Annotated in this window: 14 protein-coding genes; 3 read left to right on the forward strand and 11 right to left on the reverse strand. The window is 64.3% G+C overall.

The features are described from left to right. The first annotated feature begins 343 nt into the window (after positions 1 to 343). Both LB543_RS13455 and LB543_RS13460 read left to right on the forward strand, forming a co-directional pair. Positions 344 to 1,846 carry an ATP-binding protein gene (locus tag LB543_RS13455; protein WP_224614431.1) on the forward strand — a complete coding sequence of 501 codons (1,503 nt, stop codon included), beginning with the start codon at positions 344 to 346 and terminating at the stop codon, positions 1,844 to 1,846. 280 nt (positions 1,847 to 2,126) lie between these two features. Then, complete coding sequence (locus LB543_RS13460) at positions 2,127 to 2,729, forward strand: cupin (RefSeq protein WP_224614432.1); 603 nt, start codon at positions 2,127 to 2,129, stop codon at positions 2,727 to 2,729. 280 nt (positions 2,730 to 3,009) lie between these two features. On the opposite strand, the gene LB543_RS13465 is transcribed toward LB543_RS13460, so the two are convergent. The 9 genes from LB543_RS13465 to LB543_RS13505 form a co-directional block, all read right to left on the reverse strand. Beyond that, on the reverse strand, positions 3,010 to 3,984 hold the full coding sequence (locus LB543_RS13465; RefSeq protein ID WP_224614433.1) for a nucleoside hydrolase: 975 nt from the start codon (positions 3,982 to 3,984) through the stop codon (positions 3,010 to 3,012). Between the two features lie 68 nt (positions 3,985 to 4,052). Then, positions 4,053 to 5,033 carry an ABC transporter permease gene (locus LB543_RS13470; protein WP_224614434.1) on the reverse strand — a complete coding sequence of 327 codons (981 nt, stop codon included), beginning with the start codon at positions 5,031 to 5,033 and terminating at the stop codon, positions 4,053 to 4,055. A 259-nt stretch (positions 5,034 to 5,292) separates the two neighbouring features. Next, positions 5,293 to 6,264 (reverse strand): ABC transporter permease, encoded by a 972-nt coding sequence (locus LB543_RS13475; RefSeq protein WP_224614435.1) that lies wholly within the window; start codon positions 6,262 to 6,264, stop codon positions 5,293 to 5,295. Beyond that, positions 6,261 to 7,802 carry a sugar ABC transporter ATP-binding protein gene (locus tag LB543_RS13480; RefSeq protein ID WP_224614436.1) on the reverse strand — a complete coding sequence of 514 codons (1,542 nt, stop codon included), beginning with the start codon at positions 7,800 to 7,802 and terminating at the stop codon, positions 6,261 to 6,263. Before LB543_RS13480 ends, LB543_RS13475 begins: the two co-directional genes overlap by 4 nt. 210 nt (positions 7,803 to 8,012) lie before the next feature. After that, entirely contained in the window at positions 8,013 to 9,047 is a 1,035-nt protein-coding gene (locus LB543_RS13485; protein ID WP_224614437.1) for an ABC transporter substrate-binding protein, read from the reverse strand. A gap of 90 nt (positions 9,048 to 9,137) precedes the next feature. Continuing rightward, positions 9,138 to 10,052 carry a sugar phosphate isomerase/epimerase family protein gene (locus LB543_RS13490; protein ID WP_224614438.1) on the reverse strand — a complete coding sequence of 305 codons (915 nt, stop codon included), beginning with the start codon at positions 10,050 to 10,052 and terminating at the stop codon, positions 9,138 to 9,140. Positions 10,053 to 10,086: 34 nt separating this feature from the next. Continuing rightward, positions 10,087 to 11,619, reverse strand: a complete 1,533-nt coding sequence (locus LB543_RS13495) for a mannitol dehydrogenase family protein (RefSeq protein WP_224614439.1) — start codon at positions 11,617 to 11,619, stop codon at positions 10,087 to 10,089. Further along, positions 11,616 to 12,398: an SDR family oxidoreductase gene (locus LB543_RS13500; protein ID WP_224614440.1), complete on the reverse strand. Its 783-nt coding sequence runs from the start codon at positions 12,396 to 12,398 to the stop codon at positions 11,616 to 11,618. The genes LB543_RS13495 and LB543_RS13500 overlap by 4 nt, the downstream gene beginning before the upstream one ends. Before the next feature lie 78 nt (positions 12,399 to 12,476). Next, entirely contained in the window at positions 12,477 to 13,364 is an 888-nt protein-coding gene (locus LB543_RS13505) for a MurR/RpiR family transcriptional regulator (protein ID WP_224614441.1), read from the reverse strand. Positions 13,365 to 13,537: 173 nt separating this feature from the next. Between LB543_RS13505 and LB543_RS13510 the strand changes: the two genes are divergently transcribed. Further along, on the forward strand, positions 13,538 to 14,722 hold the full coding sequence (locus LB543_RS13510) for a Gfo/Idh/MocA family protein (RefSeq protein WP_224614442.1): 1,185 nt from the start codon (positions 13,538 to 13,540) through the stop codon (positions 14,720 to 14,722). A 134-nt stretch (positions 14,723 to 14,856) separates the two neighbouring features. On the opposite strand, the gene LB543_RS13515 is transcribed toward LB543_RS13510, so the two are convergent. Further along, positions 14,857 to 17,481, reverse strand: coding sequence for an EAL domain-containing protein (locus tag LB543_RS13515; RefSeq protein ID WP_224614491.1), 2,625 nt, complete (start codon positions 17,479 to 17,481; stop codon positions 14,857 to 14,859). Positions 17,482 to 17,665: 184 nt separating this feature from the next. After that, entirely contained in the window at positions 17,666 to 18,514 is an 849-nt protein-coding gene (locus LB543_RS13520) for a class I SAM-dependent methyltransferase (protein WP_224593243.1), read from the reverse strand. Positions 18,515 to 18,863 lie beyond the last annotated feature (349 nt).

The following is an 18,863-nucleotide window of genomic DNA, read 5'->3' on the forward strand; positions in this document are numbered from 1 at the left end:
TGCGATGACGTGACGTGCTGACGACCGGCGCATACACAGAAGAACTTGAAGACGCCGGTCGCCATTTGGGGGCGTTGGGTGCATCACATTGGGGCGCGATGCAGGGTCAGGTTAGGCGGATGCCTGGTGTCCGCAATTGGAACACCGGCCCATGGTGAACAGGTGGTTACTATCCACAGGGCCGCGGCTGTAAACGGCAGGCGGCCCGCCGGTTTCCGGTCGTCCATCGTGGCCACGTCATCGTTCTATCGGCTGTGCGCAACGCGAATCGCAGGCTCCGCGCCGCTCGACGGGCCGCGATCGGGTTGGTAAGCCCGTCTGCGAAGGAGTTGATGAGTCTGGCATGACCGTTGCGATCGAGATGGGAAACACGACGGCGGGCACCCCGGCGAACCTCGATCTCGAGGAGTTGCTGGCGACCCGCCTTCTGGTGCAGGGCAATTCGGGCTCCGGCAAGTCACATCTCTTGCGACGGCTGCTCGAACAGAGCGCGCCCTGGGTGCAGCAGACCATCATCGACCCGGAAGGCGACTTCGTTTCGCTGGGCGAACGCTACGGCCATCTGGTGATCGATGCCGAGGAGCATACCGAGCGCGGCCTGCAGGCGGCCGGCGAGCGGGCGCGCATCCATCGTGTTTCGACCGTGCTCAACCTCGAAGGGCTCGATGCCGAGAACCAGATGCGGCGTGCCGCCGCCTTCCTCGGCGGGCTGTTCGAGGTCGCGCGCGACCACTGGTACCCGATGCTGGTGGTCGTCGACGAGGCGCAGCTGTTCGCGCCGGCGGTGGCCGGCGAGGTGTCGGACGAGGCGCGCAAGCTCTCGCTCGGCGCCATGACCAATCTGATGTGCCGTGGCCGCAAGCGGGGGCTCGCCGGCATCATCGCCACGCAGCGGCTGGCCAAGCTCGCCAAGAACGTCGCGGCGGAAGCCTCCAACTTCCTCATGGGCCGCACCTTTCTCGATATCGACATGGCGCGCGCCGCCGATCTCCTGGGCATGGAGCGGCGGCAGGCGGAGGCCTTTCGCGATCTGGAGCGCGGGCAGTTCATGGCGCTGGGGCCGGCACTGTCGCGCCGCCCGCTCGGCCTTCGCATCGGCCCGACCGACACCAGCCCGCGCAACGGCACGCCCAGGCTGATGCCGCTGCCGCAGGCGGCGCTCGAGGATGCCCGCGCCATCATCCTGGCCGCCCCGCCGCCGGAGACGATGCGCGCGCCGCGCCGGGTGGCGTCGCCGGACCTGCTGGAGCAACTGATGGCGGCGAAATCGGCGCCGCGCGACATCCGCCCCGAACCGGTCGAGCCGCCGATCAGCGCCGAGGATCTGGCCGAACGGCGCGAGCGGATGGACCGCATCCTGCGCGCCATCCTGGTCGAGCCCGATGCGGGATTTCGCGTCATCGGCGTTCTCTACCAGGAGTTCGTCGTGCGCTGCCGCATCGAGGGGCTGGCTTCGGTGGTGCCAGATCTCCAGGAATTCCGGCGCATGCTGACACGCGCCCGCGCCGGGGTGGGGTCCGAGATGGCCGAGGATGATGCGTGGCGGGATGTTTCGGTGCGCGCCTCGCTGCTGCCGGAGGACATGCAGGGCGTGTTCATGATGATCGCGCGCGCGGCGAAGGAGGGCTGGCCGTGCCCGAGCGACGCCGCGATCGCCCGCGCCTATGGCTCGCACTCCATGCGCCGCGCCCGGCGGCTGCTGACCTATATCGAGGAGCAGGGCCTCATCGTCTGCCAGCTCGACGGCGCCGGCCGGCGCACGGTGACGCTGGTCGAACTCGCCTGGGCAACCGCGCCCGGCGACCCCAACGCCGAAGGGGCGGAGCGGGGAAGTCTGGCGCTGTGAGGGCGCCATGAAACGTTCAACCTCGGGCTGATCAGGCGGGCACCCTGCAAGACCGGCCGGGTGCGGTCGCTTATCGGATTTCGGTGAAGGCCAGCCGTGCGAGAACGCCACCCTTACTGGATGACACCGTCGACCGCCCGCCATTCCGATGGGATGATGAGCCGGTCCGTCTGGTGTGCGGCGATCGGTTCCCGGCTTCGCGGGCGCTGAGCCTGCGGGGAACCAAGCGACGGCCACGCAGGTTAAGTCAGCATTGGGTTCCCCGAGACGAGGCGACGTCATGAGCATCCTGCAAAGCATCAAGAACGCAGCCGAACAGGTGACCGGTGCCGCAAGATCCGACAGGCAACAGGCGGCCGATCTTGTCAGGCGACGAAAATCGAACGAGTTCAGGTTTGGGGACGATGGGCTGGTGCCCAACCATCCGTCCTGGCCGCTGGTGGTTTATCGCGGCGCCGTCACGCTGCCGGTGGACTTCGATCCCGCGACCGTCATGGAGGAGCTTTTCTCGGCCAACGGATGGGGGGACAGTTGGCGCAACGGCATCTACGACTATGTCCACTACCATTCGCGCATCCACGAAGTGCTGGGCGTGGCGCGCGGTATCGCGAAAGTCCGGTTCGGCGGCAAGAAGGGACGAACGCTGGCGCTGAAGGCCGGCGATGTCGCGGTTCTTCCGGCCGGAACCGGGCACCAGCGCATCTTCGCCTCCGACGACTTTCTCGTGGTTGGCGCCTATCCGCCGTCCGGCACCTATGACGAATGCACGACCGCCGCCGATCACGCCAAGGCGGTGGTGACGATCCCCAGGGTAGGTCGTCCGGGCAAGGACCCCGTCTATGGAAGCAAAGGCCCGCTGCTGGCGGCGTGGAAGAAAGACTGAGTTCGCCGAACTCCAGAGTGCAAAGCTTGCCCGGCACAAGCCCTGCCTCGGCACGAGCGCCCCGAGCAGATCGACGCAATAGCATCGCCTCAGTGGAACGCACTCGGCCGTTGGAGATCGGTAGCCGAAGAGCGCCCGTCTTCGGTTAACGCCGGGGCGGGTTCTTTTTTCAGTTGGAGTTTCTCCGGATTGACAATGGCGTGCGGTTCGCACGGCAAATACAATCTTCACGTGAGAACGATAGCCCGCTTTCCGCCGGGCGCGCTGGCAACGCGAGGCGTTATGCCTTGCTTTTGGTCAGGCGCTCGAGTGCATCGACGATCAGGTCGCAGAATTTCGAATGGTCGAGCTTCATCGCCACGGTATGGCGGAAGTCGACTTGCTCGCTTGCCGTGCCACCGAAATGGTGCATGCCGCCCATTTTCTCGAAATTGCAGACCGTCATGCCTTTGGTCCACCGGCCGGCGATTTCGACGCGGATATCCGCCTTCTCGGTGGTGAAGACGGTCGGGTCGATCATGGCCGCGACGCAGCATGCATCATGGATGGCGGGATATTCGATCTGCAGGAGGCCACCATGCGTGGTGGCTATGAACTCCCAGATATCGAGGATGAACCTGGCGATCGGGCCGCCGATGGCGCGCACCCTGTTTTGCAGGTCCGGAGTGGCCAGCGCCTGATGCGTGAGGTCGAGGCCGACCATGGTGACGTCCCAATCGGCGCGGAACACGACGTCGGCGGCCTCGGCGTCGGCATAGATGTTGAACTCCGCCGTAGGCGTGATGTTGCCGCGCGTGAAGGCTCCACCCATCGCGACGACCCGCTTCACCCGCCCGATGATGCTTGGATCCTTGCGGATGGCGAGCGCGATGTTGGTGTAGGGACCGACCGGCACGAGTGTGATGGTTTTCGGCTCATGCGCCATGACCGTGTCGATGATGAAGTCGACGGCATGCCGCTTGTCGAGCTCGAACGAGGCGGGTGGCAGGACGGGGCCGTCGAGCCCGGTATCGCCGTGGATTTCGACGGCCAGCACCTGGTCGCCAATGAGCGGGCCGGGAGAGCCCTTCGCCACCGGCACCTTGATGCCGTATGCGGTGCATACGGCCAGCGCATTGTGTGTGGTGTTCTCGACATTGTGGTTTCCCGAAACCGAGGTGATGCCGAGAAGGTCGATCTGTGGATTGCCTGCCGCCAGCAGAATGGCGATAGCGTCATCATGCCCAGGGTCGCAGTCCAGGATGATCTTTTCCATGAAGTCACCTCCCTTGTCGCCTGGGGCGACCACACTCAATGTCGAACGGCCCGGACGTATCGCTCGGCCTACCGCTCCTCGACGATCCGCAAATACGCCGCCGTCACGAACAGCACGATCAGCCCGAACAAGATCCTTCTCGCGCCCTCAGGCATCTGCAGGATGGTCAACAGCGTCGTCAGCACGGTGAGGATCAGGGCGCCGATGATGGTGCCGGTGTAGCCGCCGCGGCCGCCGAAGATGGAGGTGCCGCCGATGACGGCGGCCGCCACCGAGGGCAGCACCAGCGGTTCGGCGAGCGAGAGCGAAGGCGCCTTGATCAGGCCGATATAGAGCAGCCCGGTGATGCCGGCGAGCACGCTGGAGGTGATGTAGAGCGCGGTGATGACCTGCCAGTACTGGACGCCGGAGAGGCGCGCCGCGCGCTCATTGTCGCCGACGGCGTAGAGCAGCCGGCCGAAGCCGGTGCGGGCGAGCGTGAAGACGATGAGCGCCGCCAGCGGCACGAACAGCAGCAAGGCGTTGGGGAAACCATAGGTGACGCCGGTGCCGAGCCAGGCGAGGAAGTCGGGGATTTTGGCGCCCGAGGCGATCACCGTGCGCTGGTAGACCTGCAGGCAGCCGGTGCCGATCAGGCTGGTGCCCAGCGTCATGATCAGCGGGTGGACGCGGAAGACGCCGACGCCGATGCCGTTGACGAGGCCGATCAGCACCGCCGGCATCATCGCCAGCAGGAACGCCACCGCCGGGTCCTGGTTCAGCACTTGCGTCGCCATGATGAAGGCGCTCATCGTCGCCACCGTGCCGACCGACAGGTCGATGCCGCCGGTCAGCATGGTCATGGTCTGGCAGCCGGCGAGGATCGCCAGCGGAATGGCGAATTTGATGGTGTTGGCGATCCAGCGCTCGTTGACGATGCCAGGCCGCAGGATCTGCAGGATCAACACCAGGATGACGAGCAGGATGACCAGCGGGATGAGCGGCCGGTCGGCCATGAAGCGTTTTAGGCGGCGGCCGAAGGGGACGGGCGTGATCGCGGTGCTGCTCATGGGGCGGCTCCTGCTCGCGACGGGGTGGGTTTGGTGGCATTGCAGGGGAAGGGTGGCGCTCTACGGCGCCCCCCTCTGGCCTGCCGGCCATCTCCCCCTCTAGTGGGGAGATTGGATGTCGTGACGGCTTTCGCCAATTGTCCGCGTTGCAAGAATGAGCGAGGCGCCAAAGCTGCCAATCTCCCCCCTTGAGGGGGAGATGTCCGGCAGGACAGAGGGGGGCGCCGTAGAGCGCTGCGCGTCAATTCATGTCCACTCATCATTGCCGCCCCCGCATCGTAATAAACGCACCGAACATCACCACGGCGACCATGATCAGGCCTTCGATGATGGCGGTGACGTTGGGGTCTATGGCGAGCAGGGTAAGGTCCGTGCGCACCAGGCGCAGCACGAAGACGGCGACGATGGGGCCGAGTAGGCCACCCTTGCCACCGCCGAGCGCCACGCCGCCCAGCACGACCGCCGCGACGCTGGCGAGCAGATAGGGGCCGGGGATGGGGGCGCCAATGCCGGTGCTCATGGTCAGCGCCAGCCCGCCCATGGCCGCGAACAGCCCGGACAGCGCGTAGGCGATGACCCTTGTGCGGGCGACGGGTACGCCACTGCGGAACGCCGCCAGTTCGCTCGAACCGATGGCGTAGATGGAGAGGCCAAGGCGCGAGCGCCGCAGCGGAATCCAGATTGCGCAGAGGCAGACGATCAGCACCAGCAGCGCCTTGGGCAGCCAGGCGTCGATCGTATCAGGCAGGCCGGGTATCGGCACGGTGTCCGAGATCATCGCTTTCAGCCATTCGGCCGCCGCCCCGCCCGGCGCTCCGAGCACCAGTAGGGCCGCCCCTTGCAGCACGAACAGCATGGCCAGCGTGACGACGATGTCGGGCACGCGGGTGACGACGATGAGCAGGCCGTTGAGCGCGCCCAGCACAAGAGCCATGGCCAGCACGAAAGGCACCACGATCAGCGCGTATTCCTCGCTGGCGCCGGCCATCATCGAGGCCGCGGTGACGCTGGTCAGCGCCATCATGGCGGCGACCGAGAGGTCGATGCCGCCGGCAATGACGACGACGGTCTGGGCAGCGACGGCGAAGGCGTAAGGCAGCACCGCGCGCGCCAGCGAGCCGAAATCGCCGCTGCCATAGCCGGGCTGGATTAACTTGGTGGCGATGAACAGAACGATGAGCAGGGCGAACAGGCCTGTTACCCAGCCCTGGCGGCGCAGGAAATGGCTCATGGTATCGTCCCCGAAGACGGGGACTGGGGATCGGCCAGGATGCCGATGTCGGCCTTGGCGCCGCGCGGCAGGCCGTAGGCGGCGCGCATCAGCGCTGGTTCGTCGGCTTCCTCGACCGGGAAGATGTCGACCAGCCGGCCGCCGAAGATGACGATGACGCGGTCGCAGACGCGCTGCACTTCTTCGAGTTCAGAGGTGTAGAACAGCACCGACTTGCCATGTCCGGCAAGTTCGCGCAGCAGACGATAGATCTCCTGCTTGGTGCCGACATCGATGCCGCGTGTCGGGTCGAAGCACAGGATGGTGCGGGCGTCCGCGGCGATCCAGCGGGCGATGGTTACCTTCTGCTGGTTGCCGCCGGATAGGCGCTGCACCTCGCCCTGGGCGCGGGTGTCGATCTGCAGGCGCTGGATGGCGCTCTGCACCGTCGCGCGTTCCTTGCGCATGGCAATCGGACCCCAGTTGCGCAGTGCCGCGCTGAAGGGGAGCGCAATGTTCTCGCGCACCGAGCGCTTCATGGCGAGCGCCTCGGACCGGTCGCCGGGCACATAGGCGATGCCGGCGCGGATGGCGTCGATCGGGTGGGCGAATTTCACCTGATAGCCGTCGACCTCGACGGTGCCGCCCGATGGCCTGATCGAGCCGGCAAGGGCAGCGAACAGCTCGTCCTGGCCCTGGCCTTCCAGTGCCACGACGCCGGCGACCTCGCCATCGCCGAGATCGAAGGAGACGTCGCCGAGCTTGGTGCCGACGCTCAGGTTTCGCACTGCGATGCGCGGGCTGGCAGGGGCGGGCGCCGCCTTCTGGGCAGCGCCGCGGGCGGCGACCTTGGCCTTTTCGATGCGGTCGCCGAGCATCAGCTCGACGATCTTTTCCTCGACTCCCGGTTCAATGTCGACGACGCCGACGGTCGCGCCGTCGCGCAACACCGTGGCGCGGTCGCAAAGGGCGGCAATTTCGACGAAGCGGTGGGAGATGAAGATCACGGCGCGGCCGGCGTCGCCCTGGCGGCGCACCACCTCCAGCACTTTTTCGGCAAGGTTGGCGGGCAGTGCCGCCGTCATCTCGTCGAGCAGCAGCACGTCGGGCTCGACGGCAAGTGCGCGCGCAAGGTCCAGTACGCGCAGCACCGCCAGCGGAATGTCACGAGCGGTGTCGCGCAAATCGAGGTCGGGAATGCCGAGTTCGCGCACCCAGGCGCGGAACGGCTCGACCGGCGTGCCGGTCAGCCGCAGATTGGACAGCACGTCGAGGTCCGGGATCAGCGACGGCTCTTGGTAGACCGGTAGCAGCCCGGCGCGGCGCGCGGCCGCGGGCGAGCGTATGTCGCGCGCCTCGCCACGGATCAGGATGCGGCCGGCATTGGCATGGATGGCGCCGGTCAGGATCTTCACGAGCGTCGACTTACCGGCGCCATTGGCGCCCATCAGCGCATGCACCTCGCCAGGCAGGACGGAGAGCGACGCGTTGCGCAAGGCGGCAACCGCGCCATAGTTCTTGGCGACGCCCGACGCGTCGAGGATAGGGTTGGTGGTCAAATTGTTTGGTTCTCGGGGTTGTGTGTTCAAGTAAACTGCGAATGTCGGCGCCGCCCCTCACCTGCCTGCCGGCATCCTCTCCCCGTATAGAGACGGGGAGAGGAGGCTTGTCGCCGGCGTTGCGGCCAGCTTCTCTCTCCCCGTTCACGGGGAGAGATGTCCGGCAGGACAGTGAGGGGCAGCGCCGACGGTGGTCAGCGAAACCGCTGCTTACTCGCCCGGGCCCTTGCAAGCCACGATCTGGTCCTTGGTATACGTCGTCCACCCCGGGATCATGATCGAGACAGGCCATTCGGGGCTGAGCGACGGATCGGCGGCGGCTTTCAGCTTGGCCTTGCCTTCGTCGGTGGCGTTGTCCCACAGCTGCGGGTCGACCAGCACGGTCTGCTGCGCCGGCTTTTTGCCGTCGAGGATCTGCAGGGCGAGCGTCACGCCCGCACCGCCGATCGAGCCGGGGTTGGTGACCGCCGCGCCGACGAGACCCTTGACCGAGCTCAGCTGGCCGACGAAGCCGGCATTGTCGGCGCCGACCACGGGCACCAGCGGCGCCTGCGATTCGACCAGCGCGTCGACGATGACGTTGTCGATGCCCGACGTCCACACGCCGTTGAACGGCGTGCCGGTGGCCAGGAACGACAGCATCTGCTGCTTGGCCTGGTCCTGCTGCCAGCCGGTGAAGACTTCCTGCGCGACCTTCACGTCGGGGAATTCGGCCAGCGCCTTCTTGAAGCCTTTGTCGCGATCGCTATCGGCCGATGCGCCGGCGGCGCCGCGCATGTAAAACACCTCGCCCTTGCCGCCCATCTGCTGGAACAGCCATTTGGCGCCGAGATAGGCATACTGCTCCTGGTCGTTGGAAATGATGTAGGCCGACGGTTCGGTGACCGCCTGGTCGACGGCGACGACGACGATGCCGGCCTTGGTGGCTTCCTCGAGGCCCGCCTTGATGCCGGCCGGATCGGCCGGGTTGACGACGATGGCGTCGACCTTGGCGCTGATCAGGTTGCGGATGTCCTCGAGCTGGCCGGCGGCATCGGTGTTGCGATGGGCAATATTGAGCTTGGTCACTTCGCCGGAGGCGAGCGCCTGCGCCTTCATGGCGCAGACCATCTCCTCGCGCCAGCCATTGCCCTGCACGGTGTTGGAAATGCCGATCGTGTATTTGCCGGCAGCGGACGAGATGCCCACCGAGGCCAGCAGCGCCGCGCTGGCAAGCAGCGGAACCATGGTCATATATGTCTTCATTTCAGTCTTCCTCCACATTTGTTTTTCAGTTCAGTTCTAATCCGTTAAGCCGTGCCACTCACAAACAGAGTCAAGTGGTGCGTCTTGCCGTTATTTGACGAAGGGACGCAGCACGTCGCGGGCGAGCAGAAACCCTCGCTTGACCTGCTCGTCGCTGCCTTCAAATCGCCTGTCCTCGTGCTCGATGATGACCGATCCATCATATCCGGCGCGGTAGAGGCCGGAGAAGAAGCCGCTCCAGTCGACATCGCCCAGCCCCGGCATGCGCGGCACCTGCCAGCCTATCCCGGCCGAAAGGATTCCGCGCTCGTACAAACCATCATGATCAATCATCAGGTCCTTGGCGTGGACATGCAGCATGTAGGGACCGAATTCCCGGATGAAGCGCGCCTGGTCGATCATCTGCCAGACCAGATGCGAGGGGTCGAAATTCATGCCGACCTCGCCGCCCCAGGCTTCGAGAATGCGACGCCAGACCTGCGGCGAATAGGCGATGTTGTGGCCGCCTGGCCACTCGTCATAGCTGAAGATCATCGGGCAGTTCTCGAAGGCGAGTTTTATCCCATGGCCGCGCGCGAACGCGACGATCTCGGGCCAGATTTTCAGCGCATCCTGCCAGTTGACGTCGACGGCTTTCGAGGCATCGCCGCCGCAGAAGGTGTTAACCAAGGGAACGCCCATATTGGCGGCCAGCACGATGACCCTCTTCAGGTGGCCGATGACCGCCTCGCGGTGAGCGGCATCGGGATGCAGCGGGTTGGGGTAGTAGCCGAGGCCGGAGATGGAAATGTTCTTTTCCGCCAGCGCGGCGGCAATCTCTTTTGCCTGCGAGGCCGACGTGCCGTCGGCATCGATATGGCTGGTGCCGGCATAGCGGCGGGTGGCGCCGGAGGTTTTCGGCCAGCAGGCGATTTCCAGCGCCTCGAAGCCGACGGAGCTTGCCCAGCCGGCGACCTCGCCAAGCGGCGTCTCCGCCAACGGTGCGGTGAGCAGTCCAAGTTTCATCATGCCTCCCTGACCGCGAGCCCGCGATCGATGCCTATAATGCCGATTGTTTGGATCGCTTCAACCTCGCGACCCCGTCTTGTCCGAGACCGTGACGGACGGCCGCCATCGGATCGTCCGACAGCAGTTCGCCAACCGCCGAAGTGATCGCCCTGCGGAAGGTTTCGTTAGCGGCAAGGCCAGGATCGAAAATCCCTTCGATAGCCAGGATGGCGGAAGCCAGCGCCGGCGCATCGCGTCCGATTTCGTCGGCAATCGCGGCGACCTTGCCGGCATAGGGATCGGACACCGGCCAGCGTTTGCCGAAGCGGGACGAGGCCAGGATCAGATAGGCCATCCAGCCGGCGACCGGAACCGACAGCAGGCCGATGCTGGCGCCGCGGCTCAACCGGTCGCGGATGGGGTTGAGCAGGCGCTGCACGATCTTCTGCGAGCCATCGGTGGCGATCTGGTGGTTGCGATGGCGGATGGCGGTGTTGTGCAAGCGGCCGAGGCTCTGGTCGACATAAGCCAGTGGCTCCATGCCAGGCACCGGCATCAGCGTCGGCAGCGTTTGCTCGACCAGCATGCGCCTGACGAAGACCGAAAGGAGCGGGTCGGCGATGGCATCGAATGTGTGTTCGAGCCCCGCCAGCACACCGAGCGTGGCGAGCGTCGTTTGCGCCCCGTTCAGCACCCGCATCTTGAGATGCTCGAAGGGCGTAACGTCATCGACGAAGGTTGCTCCGACGAGGTCCCAGCTTGGCATGCGGCCGGCGAATTTCTGCTCGATCACCCATTGCCGGAACGGTTCGCCAACGGCAACGGCAGCATCGCGGTAGCCGAACCATTGCTCGACGCTGTCGAGATCGTCCTGTGTCACCGCCGGAGCGATGCGGTCGACCATGGCGCAGGGGAAGGCGGCATTGATCGCGATCCAGTCGGCGAGCCCGTTGCCGCGCCGTTCGGCAAAGCTCCGCACGACATTTTCCAGGATGAGGCCGTTGGTTGGAATGTTGTCGCAGGAGAGCAGAGTCAGCCTCTGGCCATGTGTGGTCCTACGCTGCTCCAGCGCTCGCGTCAGGATACCGGGCACGCTGCGCGGTGCGTCCGGATTGGCGAGGTCATGCACGATGTCGGGATGGCCGAGGTCGAGCGCACCGGTCGAGGGGATGTGGCAATAGCCTTTTTCCGTCACCGTCATCGTCACCAGTTCGATCTCGGGTGAGGAGAGCGCGGCGAGTGCCGGGCCAGGAGTGGCTTGGCTGTCGACCACTTTCACAATGCTGCCGATGACGCGCGCCTCGACATGGTCGTTCTCGCGGATCAGCCTTGTATAGAGGCCGCCTTGCCGGCCAAGCGTGTCGGCGAGGGTGGGCGGGCGGATGTTGATGCCGACGATGCCCCAGCGCGCGAGCTTAAGCGAGAGCAGGTCGTCGGTGAATTCGGCCTGGTGGCAGCGGTGGAAGGCGCCGACGCCCAGATGGGCCATGCCCGGAGCCAGCGACGCCCGGTCATAGGACGGTCTTTGCACGGCGGCGGGAAGCCGCTCCAGCAGCCTGGGTCCGAGCGTTTCGATGCTGCTCACCGGTTCGCCCCGATCACCGCCTGCTCCTGGTCGATCACCGCGCCGGTCATCGGCCCGGCCGCGTCGGAAAGCAGGAAGACGGCGAGGTTGGCGATATCGTCCGGCTCGAGCAGCCGGCCAAAGGGCTGCGCGGCATTGGCGGCGTCGAGCCAGCCCGGGCCGTTGCCCAGCGTCTCGGCCTGCATCACCCGCTCGGCCGGCGTGTCGGTCCAGCCGACATTGATGCCGTTGACGCGGATGCGGTCGAAGCGGTGGGCGTTGGCGGCGTTCTTGGTCAGCGTCGCCAGCGCGCCCTTGGTGGCGGAATAGACGGCCAACTCCGGCGAGCCGCAATGAGCGTTGATCGACAGGATGTTGACGATCGCGCCGGGCTGGCCGCGTTTCTTCATGTCGGTGATCGCGGCCTGCATCAGGAAGAACGGCGCGCGCGCGTTGACCGCGAACAGCGCCGCCCAGTCGTCCAGCGTCGCGTCGAGAAAGGAAGCGCGGTCGGTCAGGCCGGCGGCGTTGACCAGGCCGTCGATGCGGCCGAAGTGGGAAACGCAAAAATCCACCAATCGTGCCGGGGCGGAAGGGTCGGAGAGATCGGCCGGAACGATCACGGTAGGAACGCCCAACCTTGAAATCGCTCCCGCTGCTTCGGCGCCGCGCAGTTTGTCGCGGCCGGTAATCACCAGGCCTTCAGCGCCGGAGCGCGCAGCCGTTTCGGCGATCGCCCGGCCTATGCCTTGCGTCGACCCGGTGACCAGTATCACCTTGCCGTCGAGCCTGGTCTCCATTCCTCCTCCCGGAACAAAGTTTCTATTTTTTGGAATATGGAACGATAATTCCCGCTAGTCAATTGTGCCAGCGACGCCTCATGTGCCGCGGCGCGCGGCGACGCCTTGGACCAGCGCCATGCCGACCGCCAGCGAGGCGGCCAGCGAGCGGAACCCGGCGAAGTCGAATTCCACCACTTCCAGCCAGCTGTCCGAGAGCCGGATCAGCGGCGAGAACGTGCTGTCGGTGATGGTGACGATACGGGCGCCGCGCTCATGCGCCACCGCGACGAGGTCCGGCGTGATCGAATTGTAGGGGCTGAAGGACACCGCCAGCACGGCATCGCGGGCGCCAATGCAGCCGACCTGGTCGAGCGCGGAGGAGCCGACATTGTCGACCAGCACATTGCGCACGCCTTGCTGCGAAAGCGTCAGCGACAGATAGGTGGTGACGGGGAAGGCGCGCTTGGAGCCGATGACGTAGATCAGGTCCGCCTCGGCCAGCAGCGTCACCATCTTCTCGAAGCTTTCGACATCGAAGCCGCTTTCGATGCGGCCGAGCGAGGCCTGCGAGGCACCGACCATGCCGTGCAGGAAATGCAGGGCGGTGTTGGGCTCGGCCTCGGCGCGCTGCTCGCCGCGGCCTTCCGGCCAGGATCCCTTGATGTGGTCCTTGAACAGGCCCTGAAAATCGGAAAAGCCGGAATAGCCGAAGATCTGGGCAAAGCGCACCAGCGTCGAGGGCTGCACGCCGGCCTGTGCCGCCACCTGGGCGATGGTGCCGAGCGCCACCTCGCTCGGATGCTGCCACAGGAAAATCGCCACCTGGCGCAGGCGCTTGGGAAAATGCACCGTGCCGGAGGACAGCACCGCGCGTAGCTCCTCATAGTTTCGCGGCTGCATATAGCCAAGCGCCGCCAGCGAACGCCCGCGCTTGCGCGTCGCCGCCTCGCCGGATCGTCCGGACGGTTTTCTCGCCCCGCTCATGAATTCAGGCTAGCGCGATACGATCGTTTTACAATATGGAAATTGGAAATTGTGTTCGCTTGGATGTCTTAGCGAGGGATGTAAACGGTTCAAAGTTGGCGCTCTACGAGGGCGCCGTAGAACTCGACATCGGGATTCAGCCCCTTAAAACAGTCAGGCCCTGAGGAGAAAACATGGTCTACGCAACATCGGATGGATCGACGCGCCAGCGTCTGCGGGTCGGCATGGTCGGCGGCGGCCGCAATGCCTTCATCGGCGCCGTGCATCGGCTGGCCATGCGCCTCGATGACCAGATCGCGCTGGTCGCCGGCGCGCTATCGTCCGATCCGGACAACGCCGCCGCCTCGGCCGCCGAGATCGGCATCGCGCCGGAGCGCAGCTATGCCGACTACCGCGCCATGGCAAAGGCCGAAGCCGCGCGGCCGGATGGCATCGAGGCGGTCGTCATCGTCACGCCCAACCATCTGCACGCGCCGATCGCCACCGCCTTTCTCGAAGCCGGCATCGACGTGATCTGCGACAAGCCGCTGTCGACGACGCTCGGTGACGCCGAAGCGCTGGTGACGCTCGCGAAGGCGAAAAAGCGCCGCTTCGTCGTCACGCTCAACAACACCGGCTACGCCATGGTGCGCCAGGCGCGCGAAATGGTGATGACGGGCGAGCTCGGCCGGATCGTGTCGGTGCATGGGGCCTACATCCAGGACTGGCTGACCAAGCCGATCGACGCCGACGGCCAGAAGCAGGCGGAGTGGCGCACCGATCCGGCGAGGGCAGGGCAGTCGGCGGTGCTGGCCGACATTGGCGTGCACGCCTTCAACCTGGCAAGCTTCATTTCCGGCCGCGAGGCCGAGGCTGTGTCGGCCGACCTGTTCACCGCCGTGCCCGGACGCCGGCTCGATGACAATGCGCATGTGCTGGTGCGCTGGACCGATGGCGCGCGCGGTACGATCCTGGCCAGCCAGACATCGCCCGGCCACTACAACGATCTCTCCGTGCGCATCTATGGCGACAGAGCCGGGCTCGAATGGTCGGGCGCGCGGCCGGAGGAACTGCGCTTTTCCGTCCATGGCGAGGAAACCCGCACGCTGGTGCGCGGCGGCCATGGCTCGACGGCTGAAGCCCGCCGCGTGTCGCGCATGCCGGCGGCACATCCGGAAGGCTATATCGAGGCCTTCGCCAATTTCTATCGCGACGCCGCCGACATCATCCGCGCCCACCGCTCGGGAGGCGCGGTCGATCCAGCCCGCGCGGCGCAGGTGCCCGACGTGGTCGACGGCGCGCGCGGCGTGAAGTTCGTCGCCGCGGCGGTGGCGTCGAACGCGGCGGGTGGAGCGTGGACGGCTGCCCTGTTCAGGTGAGGTCACGCCAAGCCTACAGCATGTCGCGGCGAATAGGATTCGCCCGACCTGCTGTAAGCTTCTGATTTTATGCATGTCGTTATCCCGGAACCGAGGACACTTCCGGGCGACATGCATTGGGAATTCGAACGGAATCAGCCGGCGACGGACAACCGACGAGATCGAACGAATCTGCTCAGCCCGTCGGAATCCAAGGGCTGCGCGAAGGCGTAGCCTTGCAGAATGTCGCAGCCAAGCGCTTTAAGCAGACGGGCGTGCTCCATCGTCTCGACACCCTCTGCTACGATCTCGATGCCGAGGGATTTGCCGATTTCGATGATCGAAGACACGACTTGCCTCTGCTGGGGTGAATTCACGATTGGATCGACCAACTGGCGGTCTATCTTCAGGCGGCGAGGCTGCAATTTGAGCAGACTGACGATTGAGGCGTAGCCGGTGCCGAAATCGTCGATCTCGATGTCGATACCGAGTTGCTTGATCTGCTCGAGGTTCCACGTGACCAGGTCATCGTTGTCGTCGAGGAAGATGGATTCGACGAGCTCAAAGGAAAACGTTCCCTTCCTGATGTCGAGATCTCGCAAACTCGCTATGAGTTGCTCATCGTGAAGGCGCCGTGCCGAAACGTTGACTGACACGCGCGGAACGCCAATCTTCTGCGCGGACCATGCTTCGAAATCCAAAAGCGATTGCTGGAGGATTTTCTGGTCTATTATCGAGACGACGTTCAGTTCTTCGGCGGTCTTCAGGAAAACGTCGGGTGTCAGAATACCCTTCTCAGGGTGGTTCCACCGAGCCAGCGCTTCAACTCCCACGATCTCCTGCGTCCTGGCGCTAAATTGAGGCTGGTAGAACGCGATGAATTGATTTTGTTCGAGGCCGGCGAGAATTTCGTCGGCAATTCTCTTCGTGTTGACGATTTCGCTTTGCAACTCGCCAGTGAAGAATTCAAACCGGTTGCGGCCACGTCTCTTTGCCCGGTAAAGGGCGATATCGGCATTTACCAGCAACTGTCTGGTTTCGGCGCCCGTACCATCGTCGATTGCAATTCCGACGCTGACGCCAAAACGGCACTGGTGACCGTGGTAATAAACGGGCCTGCGCATCTCTTCGATAATGCGGTCCGCAAGCGCGGCCGCCTGGGCATCTTCACCGCCTACCGTGCAGAGCACTACGAATTCGTCTCCTCCAACCCGAGCGACGAAACCTCGATCGCCGACGTTGGACTTGAGAACGGATGCGGCATGCACCAGCATCGCGTCGCCCGCCGCGTGGCCGAGCGTATCGTTGATGTGCTTGAAGCGGTCCAAATCGACGTGAAGCAGTGCGGCATGGCCGCCGTTCAGCCTGGCCTTTGCCGCGTAATCATTCAGCACCTGGTCCAGGTAGCGCCGATTGGGCAAATCCGTCAGCGAATCGTGCATGGCGACATGTTCTGTGCGCGCCTTGGCAGCTTCGAGTTCCGCATTTTTCGACTCGGCCAGCTGTTTTGCGCGAACCAGATCGGTGTTCAGCATTACATCTGACGTCACGTCCCATTCGGCCCCCACCATTCGCGGTGAATTGTTCGCGGTCTCGTAAAAGATCGCCCTGGACCGGACATGGCGAATTTCGCCGTCTGGACGAACAACCCGGTATTCCGATGAATATGTGCCTCGCCCGGTCACGGCATTGTCGAAGTCTGTAAGCGCCTGAGGCAGATCGTCGGGATGAATGGCCCCGGCCCAGTCGGTATATCCGCGCGGTCCGCCATCAGCCTCCCTGCCATATATTTCGTTGACGCGGTCGTCCCAGGCAAGATGGTTGGTTTCGAGGTCGTGTTCCCAAACGCCAATGGCCGAGGCCTCCAGGGCAAGTTCCAGCCGTCGCGACAGCCGATTTAGTTCCCAGTAGTTTCGCTGCCTTTCATTGATCAGGCGGCCGGCCGCCAGGAAGGGAAACAAAATCAGTGCCGCTGCCGCCGCCATGATCGCCCGGAGCCGCCAGGCGTTGGCGGGCGTGGCGGGCCAACCGCCCTTGGGAATCGCCGCGATCCGCCAGGAGCCTGACGGGACAAGAATGTCGACCGTCACCGGATCGCCTTTGACGACACGTTCGTCACCGAAGAACCGGACTCCCTTCGCGCCGGGGGCGTCATTGCCGATGAGCGCGACCTCAATCCCGAGATTCTTGTCGAGCAGTCCGCTCGCCTGGTAGAGGCGTTGCACGTCGACGACCGCGGAAACGATTCCCCAGAACCGGTCGGTATTTCCCGCACTCTTTACGAATACCGGAAACCGGCCGATGAAGCCCTGTCCTCCCTGCTGCAGATCGACCGGGCCCGCGAGAACAAGCTTGCGCTCGTCACGCGCACGCAAGGCAGCCGCACGCTGCTGGTCGTTCTTGCGGTAATCGAGACCAATGGCTTTCTCGTTGCCGGCCATCGGGTACATCAAGGAAATGACCAGGTCGGGCGCGCCGGCAATATTGCGAAGTTGAGACTCTTCGTTGAACAATCTGCTGGCAAGCTCAGCGAAACGTTGCTGCCCCATGTAGGGTTCGGTCGTGACTGCCGCGACCAGTCCTCGCGCCAGCTGGAGGTTGCCGTTGATGTTCCCTTCGAGCCTGGCGCGAACGACATTGACTTCGGCGAGGACATCCGCGCGGGCGGCCTGGTCCGCAACGACTTTGTTTTGATGGTCAGCGAACGCCGCGCAAACGGCAATGACCACAACCGCGATCGCCACCGGAATCCTCGCCGGGGAAAAGACGGCCCCCTTCATGCGGCCGGACATGTCGGCGAAAACAGCCAATAAAACAAGATTCCCTGTGTTAGTCAGGCTCTTTGAAGCCTCATCAAGGGAATATTAGTTCGCTATAACTTAATTTTAGCCTTCACAGTCCTTAAAATTTTTGCGCCTTCGGACACCGCGCGCGGACCGCACCAGATTTCGCCACATGGCGAAACTAGTGGCTATCGACTTTCTTCTGGGCGATCCGATACGTTCCGACGCCGCGCTTGGTTGCCCCGATTGAATAGGCCATTGGAATCTTGGGGGCGTTTTCCGGCAGGCCGTACATATCCTTGCCGGCCCTTACCGCGAATGAAAAGTGCTGCCAGGAAACTGTGTCGTGCTCATTGAGGAAATCAAGCGTCAGGCCCGCAGCGATCAAGGCGTTCACCACGTCGCTGATCGGATGAATCCATTCATAGTAGCGAGGATGCTTCAAGGTGCGCTCATCGCCGGTGTAGGTCAGCTCTTCGTTCCAGACGAGAGGTCGCGCTACCGGCGTTCGCCAATCGTCCTTCAATTCGAGCGCAGCAGCCTTGCGATTGCACTGGAACATCAAGGGATGGCCCTCGGCCATATAGAGCCGGCCGCCGGGCCGCAGAAGATCGGCAACCACCCGGGCCCAACGGAAGACATCGTCAAGCCAGTTCACCGATCCCCAGGTAACGTAGACGATGTCATAGGTCCGGTCGAGCGCTTCGACAGCCTCGTACAGCGGCGCTTCGACGAAGCGAACGTCGCTGCCCGCCTTGGAGGCGAAAACTCGCGCCGCGGTGATCGCCCTTGGTGAAAAGTCCAGGCCGGTCACACTGCCGGCGCCAAGATTCCTGAGGCTGATCGTGTCGAGCCCGATGTGGCACTGCAGATGGACGATGTCCTTGCCGAATAAGTCACCGATCTCGCGCGTTTCCAGCTCATAGAGATTGGATCCACCAGCCAGCACGTTCTCGATACGATAGCTGCCGGTTCTGTCGGTCGCGTGCAGTTCGGCCCGATCGTCCCAATTCAGGAGGTTCGTGTCCAAGAACGGTTCCAACTGTCCCCCAATCTCAGCCGCGGCATGGTAAACAGCTGGTTAACGTAGATTGCAGTGAGCGGGCGTGCACGTCAATCCCAGGGCCTTGCGATGTGTCGCAACTGGCAGGGGTAACTGGCGCGGTCATCGCAGATGCGGTGCCCGGCGCCACTTACGCCGGTACGTATCGCGCATGCCGATGGCGCACTGGGATGCGGCGTGGACGACGACGACGTTTGAGGAACGACAGCCAATCTCCCCGCTCCTAATGCATGTCGCCCGGAAGTGTCCTCGGTTTCGGGACAACGACATGCATAAAATCAGAAGCTTACAGCAGGTCGGGCGAATCCTATTCGCC

The organism is Mesorhizobium sp. ESP7-2, assembly GCF_020164715.1.
GTDB lineage: Bacteria > Pseudomonadota > Alphaproteobacteria > Rhizobiales > Rhizobiaceae > Mesorhizobium.

Bases quoted from the DNA above. Each gene is read 5' to 3' on its own strand.
- LB543_RS13455 (WP_224614431.1), top strand. From the start codon at position 344: ATGACCGTTGCGATCGAGATGGGAAACACGACGGCGGGCACCCCGGCG.
- LB543_RS13460 (WP_224614432.1), top strand. From the start codon at position 2,127: ATGAGCATCCTGCAAAGCATCAAGAACGCAGCCGAACAGGTGACCGGT.
- LB543_RS13465 (WP_224614433.1), bottom strand. From the start codon at position 3,984: ATGGAAAAGATCATCCTGGACTGCGACCCTGGGCATGATGACGCTATC.
- LB543_RS13470 (WP_224614434.1), bottom strand. From the start codon at position 5,033: ATGAGCAGCACCGCGATCACGCCCGTCCCCTTCGGCCGCCGCCTAAAA.
- LB543_RS13475 (WP_224614435.1), bottom strand. From the start codon at position 6,264: ATGAGCCATTTCCTGCGCCGCCAGGGCTGGGTAACAGGCCTGTTCGCC.
- LB543_RS13485 (WP_224614437.1), bottom strand. From the start codon at position 9,047: ATGAAGACATATATGACCATGGTTCCGCTGCTTGCCAGCGCGGCGCTG.
- LB543_RS13490 (WP_224614438.1), bottom strand. From the start codon at position 10,052: ATGAAACTTGGACTGCTCACCGCACCGTTGGCGGAGACGCCGCTTGGC.
- LB543_RS13500 (WP_224614440.1), bottom strand. From the start codon at position 12,398: ATGGAGACCAGGCTCGACGGCAAGGTGATACTGGTCACCGGGTCGACG.
- LB543_RS13505 (WP_224614441.1), bottom strand. From the start codon at position 13,364: ATGAGCGGGGCGAGAAAACCGTCCGGACGATCCGGCGAGGCGGCGACG.
- LB543_RS13510 (WP_224614442.1), top strand. From the start codon at position 13,538: ATGGTCTACGCAACATCGGATGGATCGACGCGCCAGCGTCTGCGGGTC.
- LB543_RS13515 (WP_224614491.1), bottom strand. From the start codon at position 17,481: ATGAAGGGGGCCGTCTTTTCCCCGGCGAGGATTCCGGTGGCGATCGCG.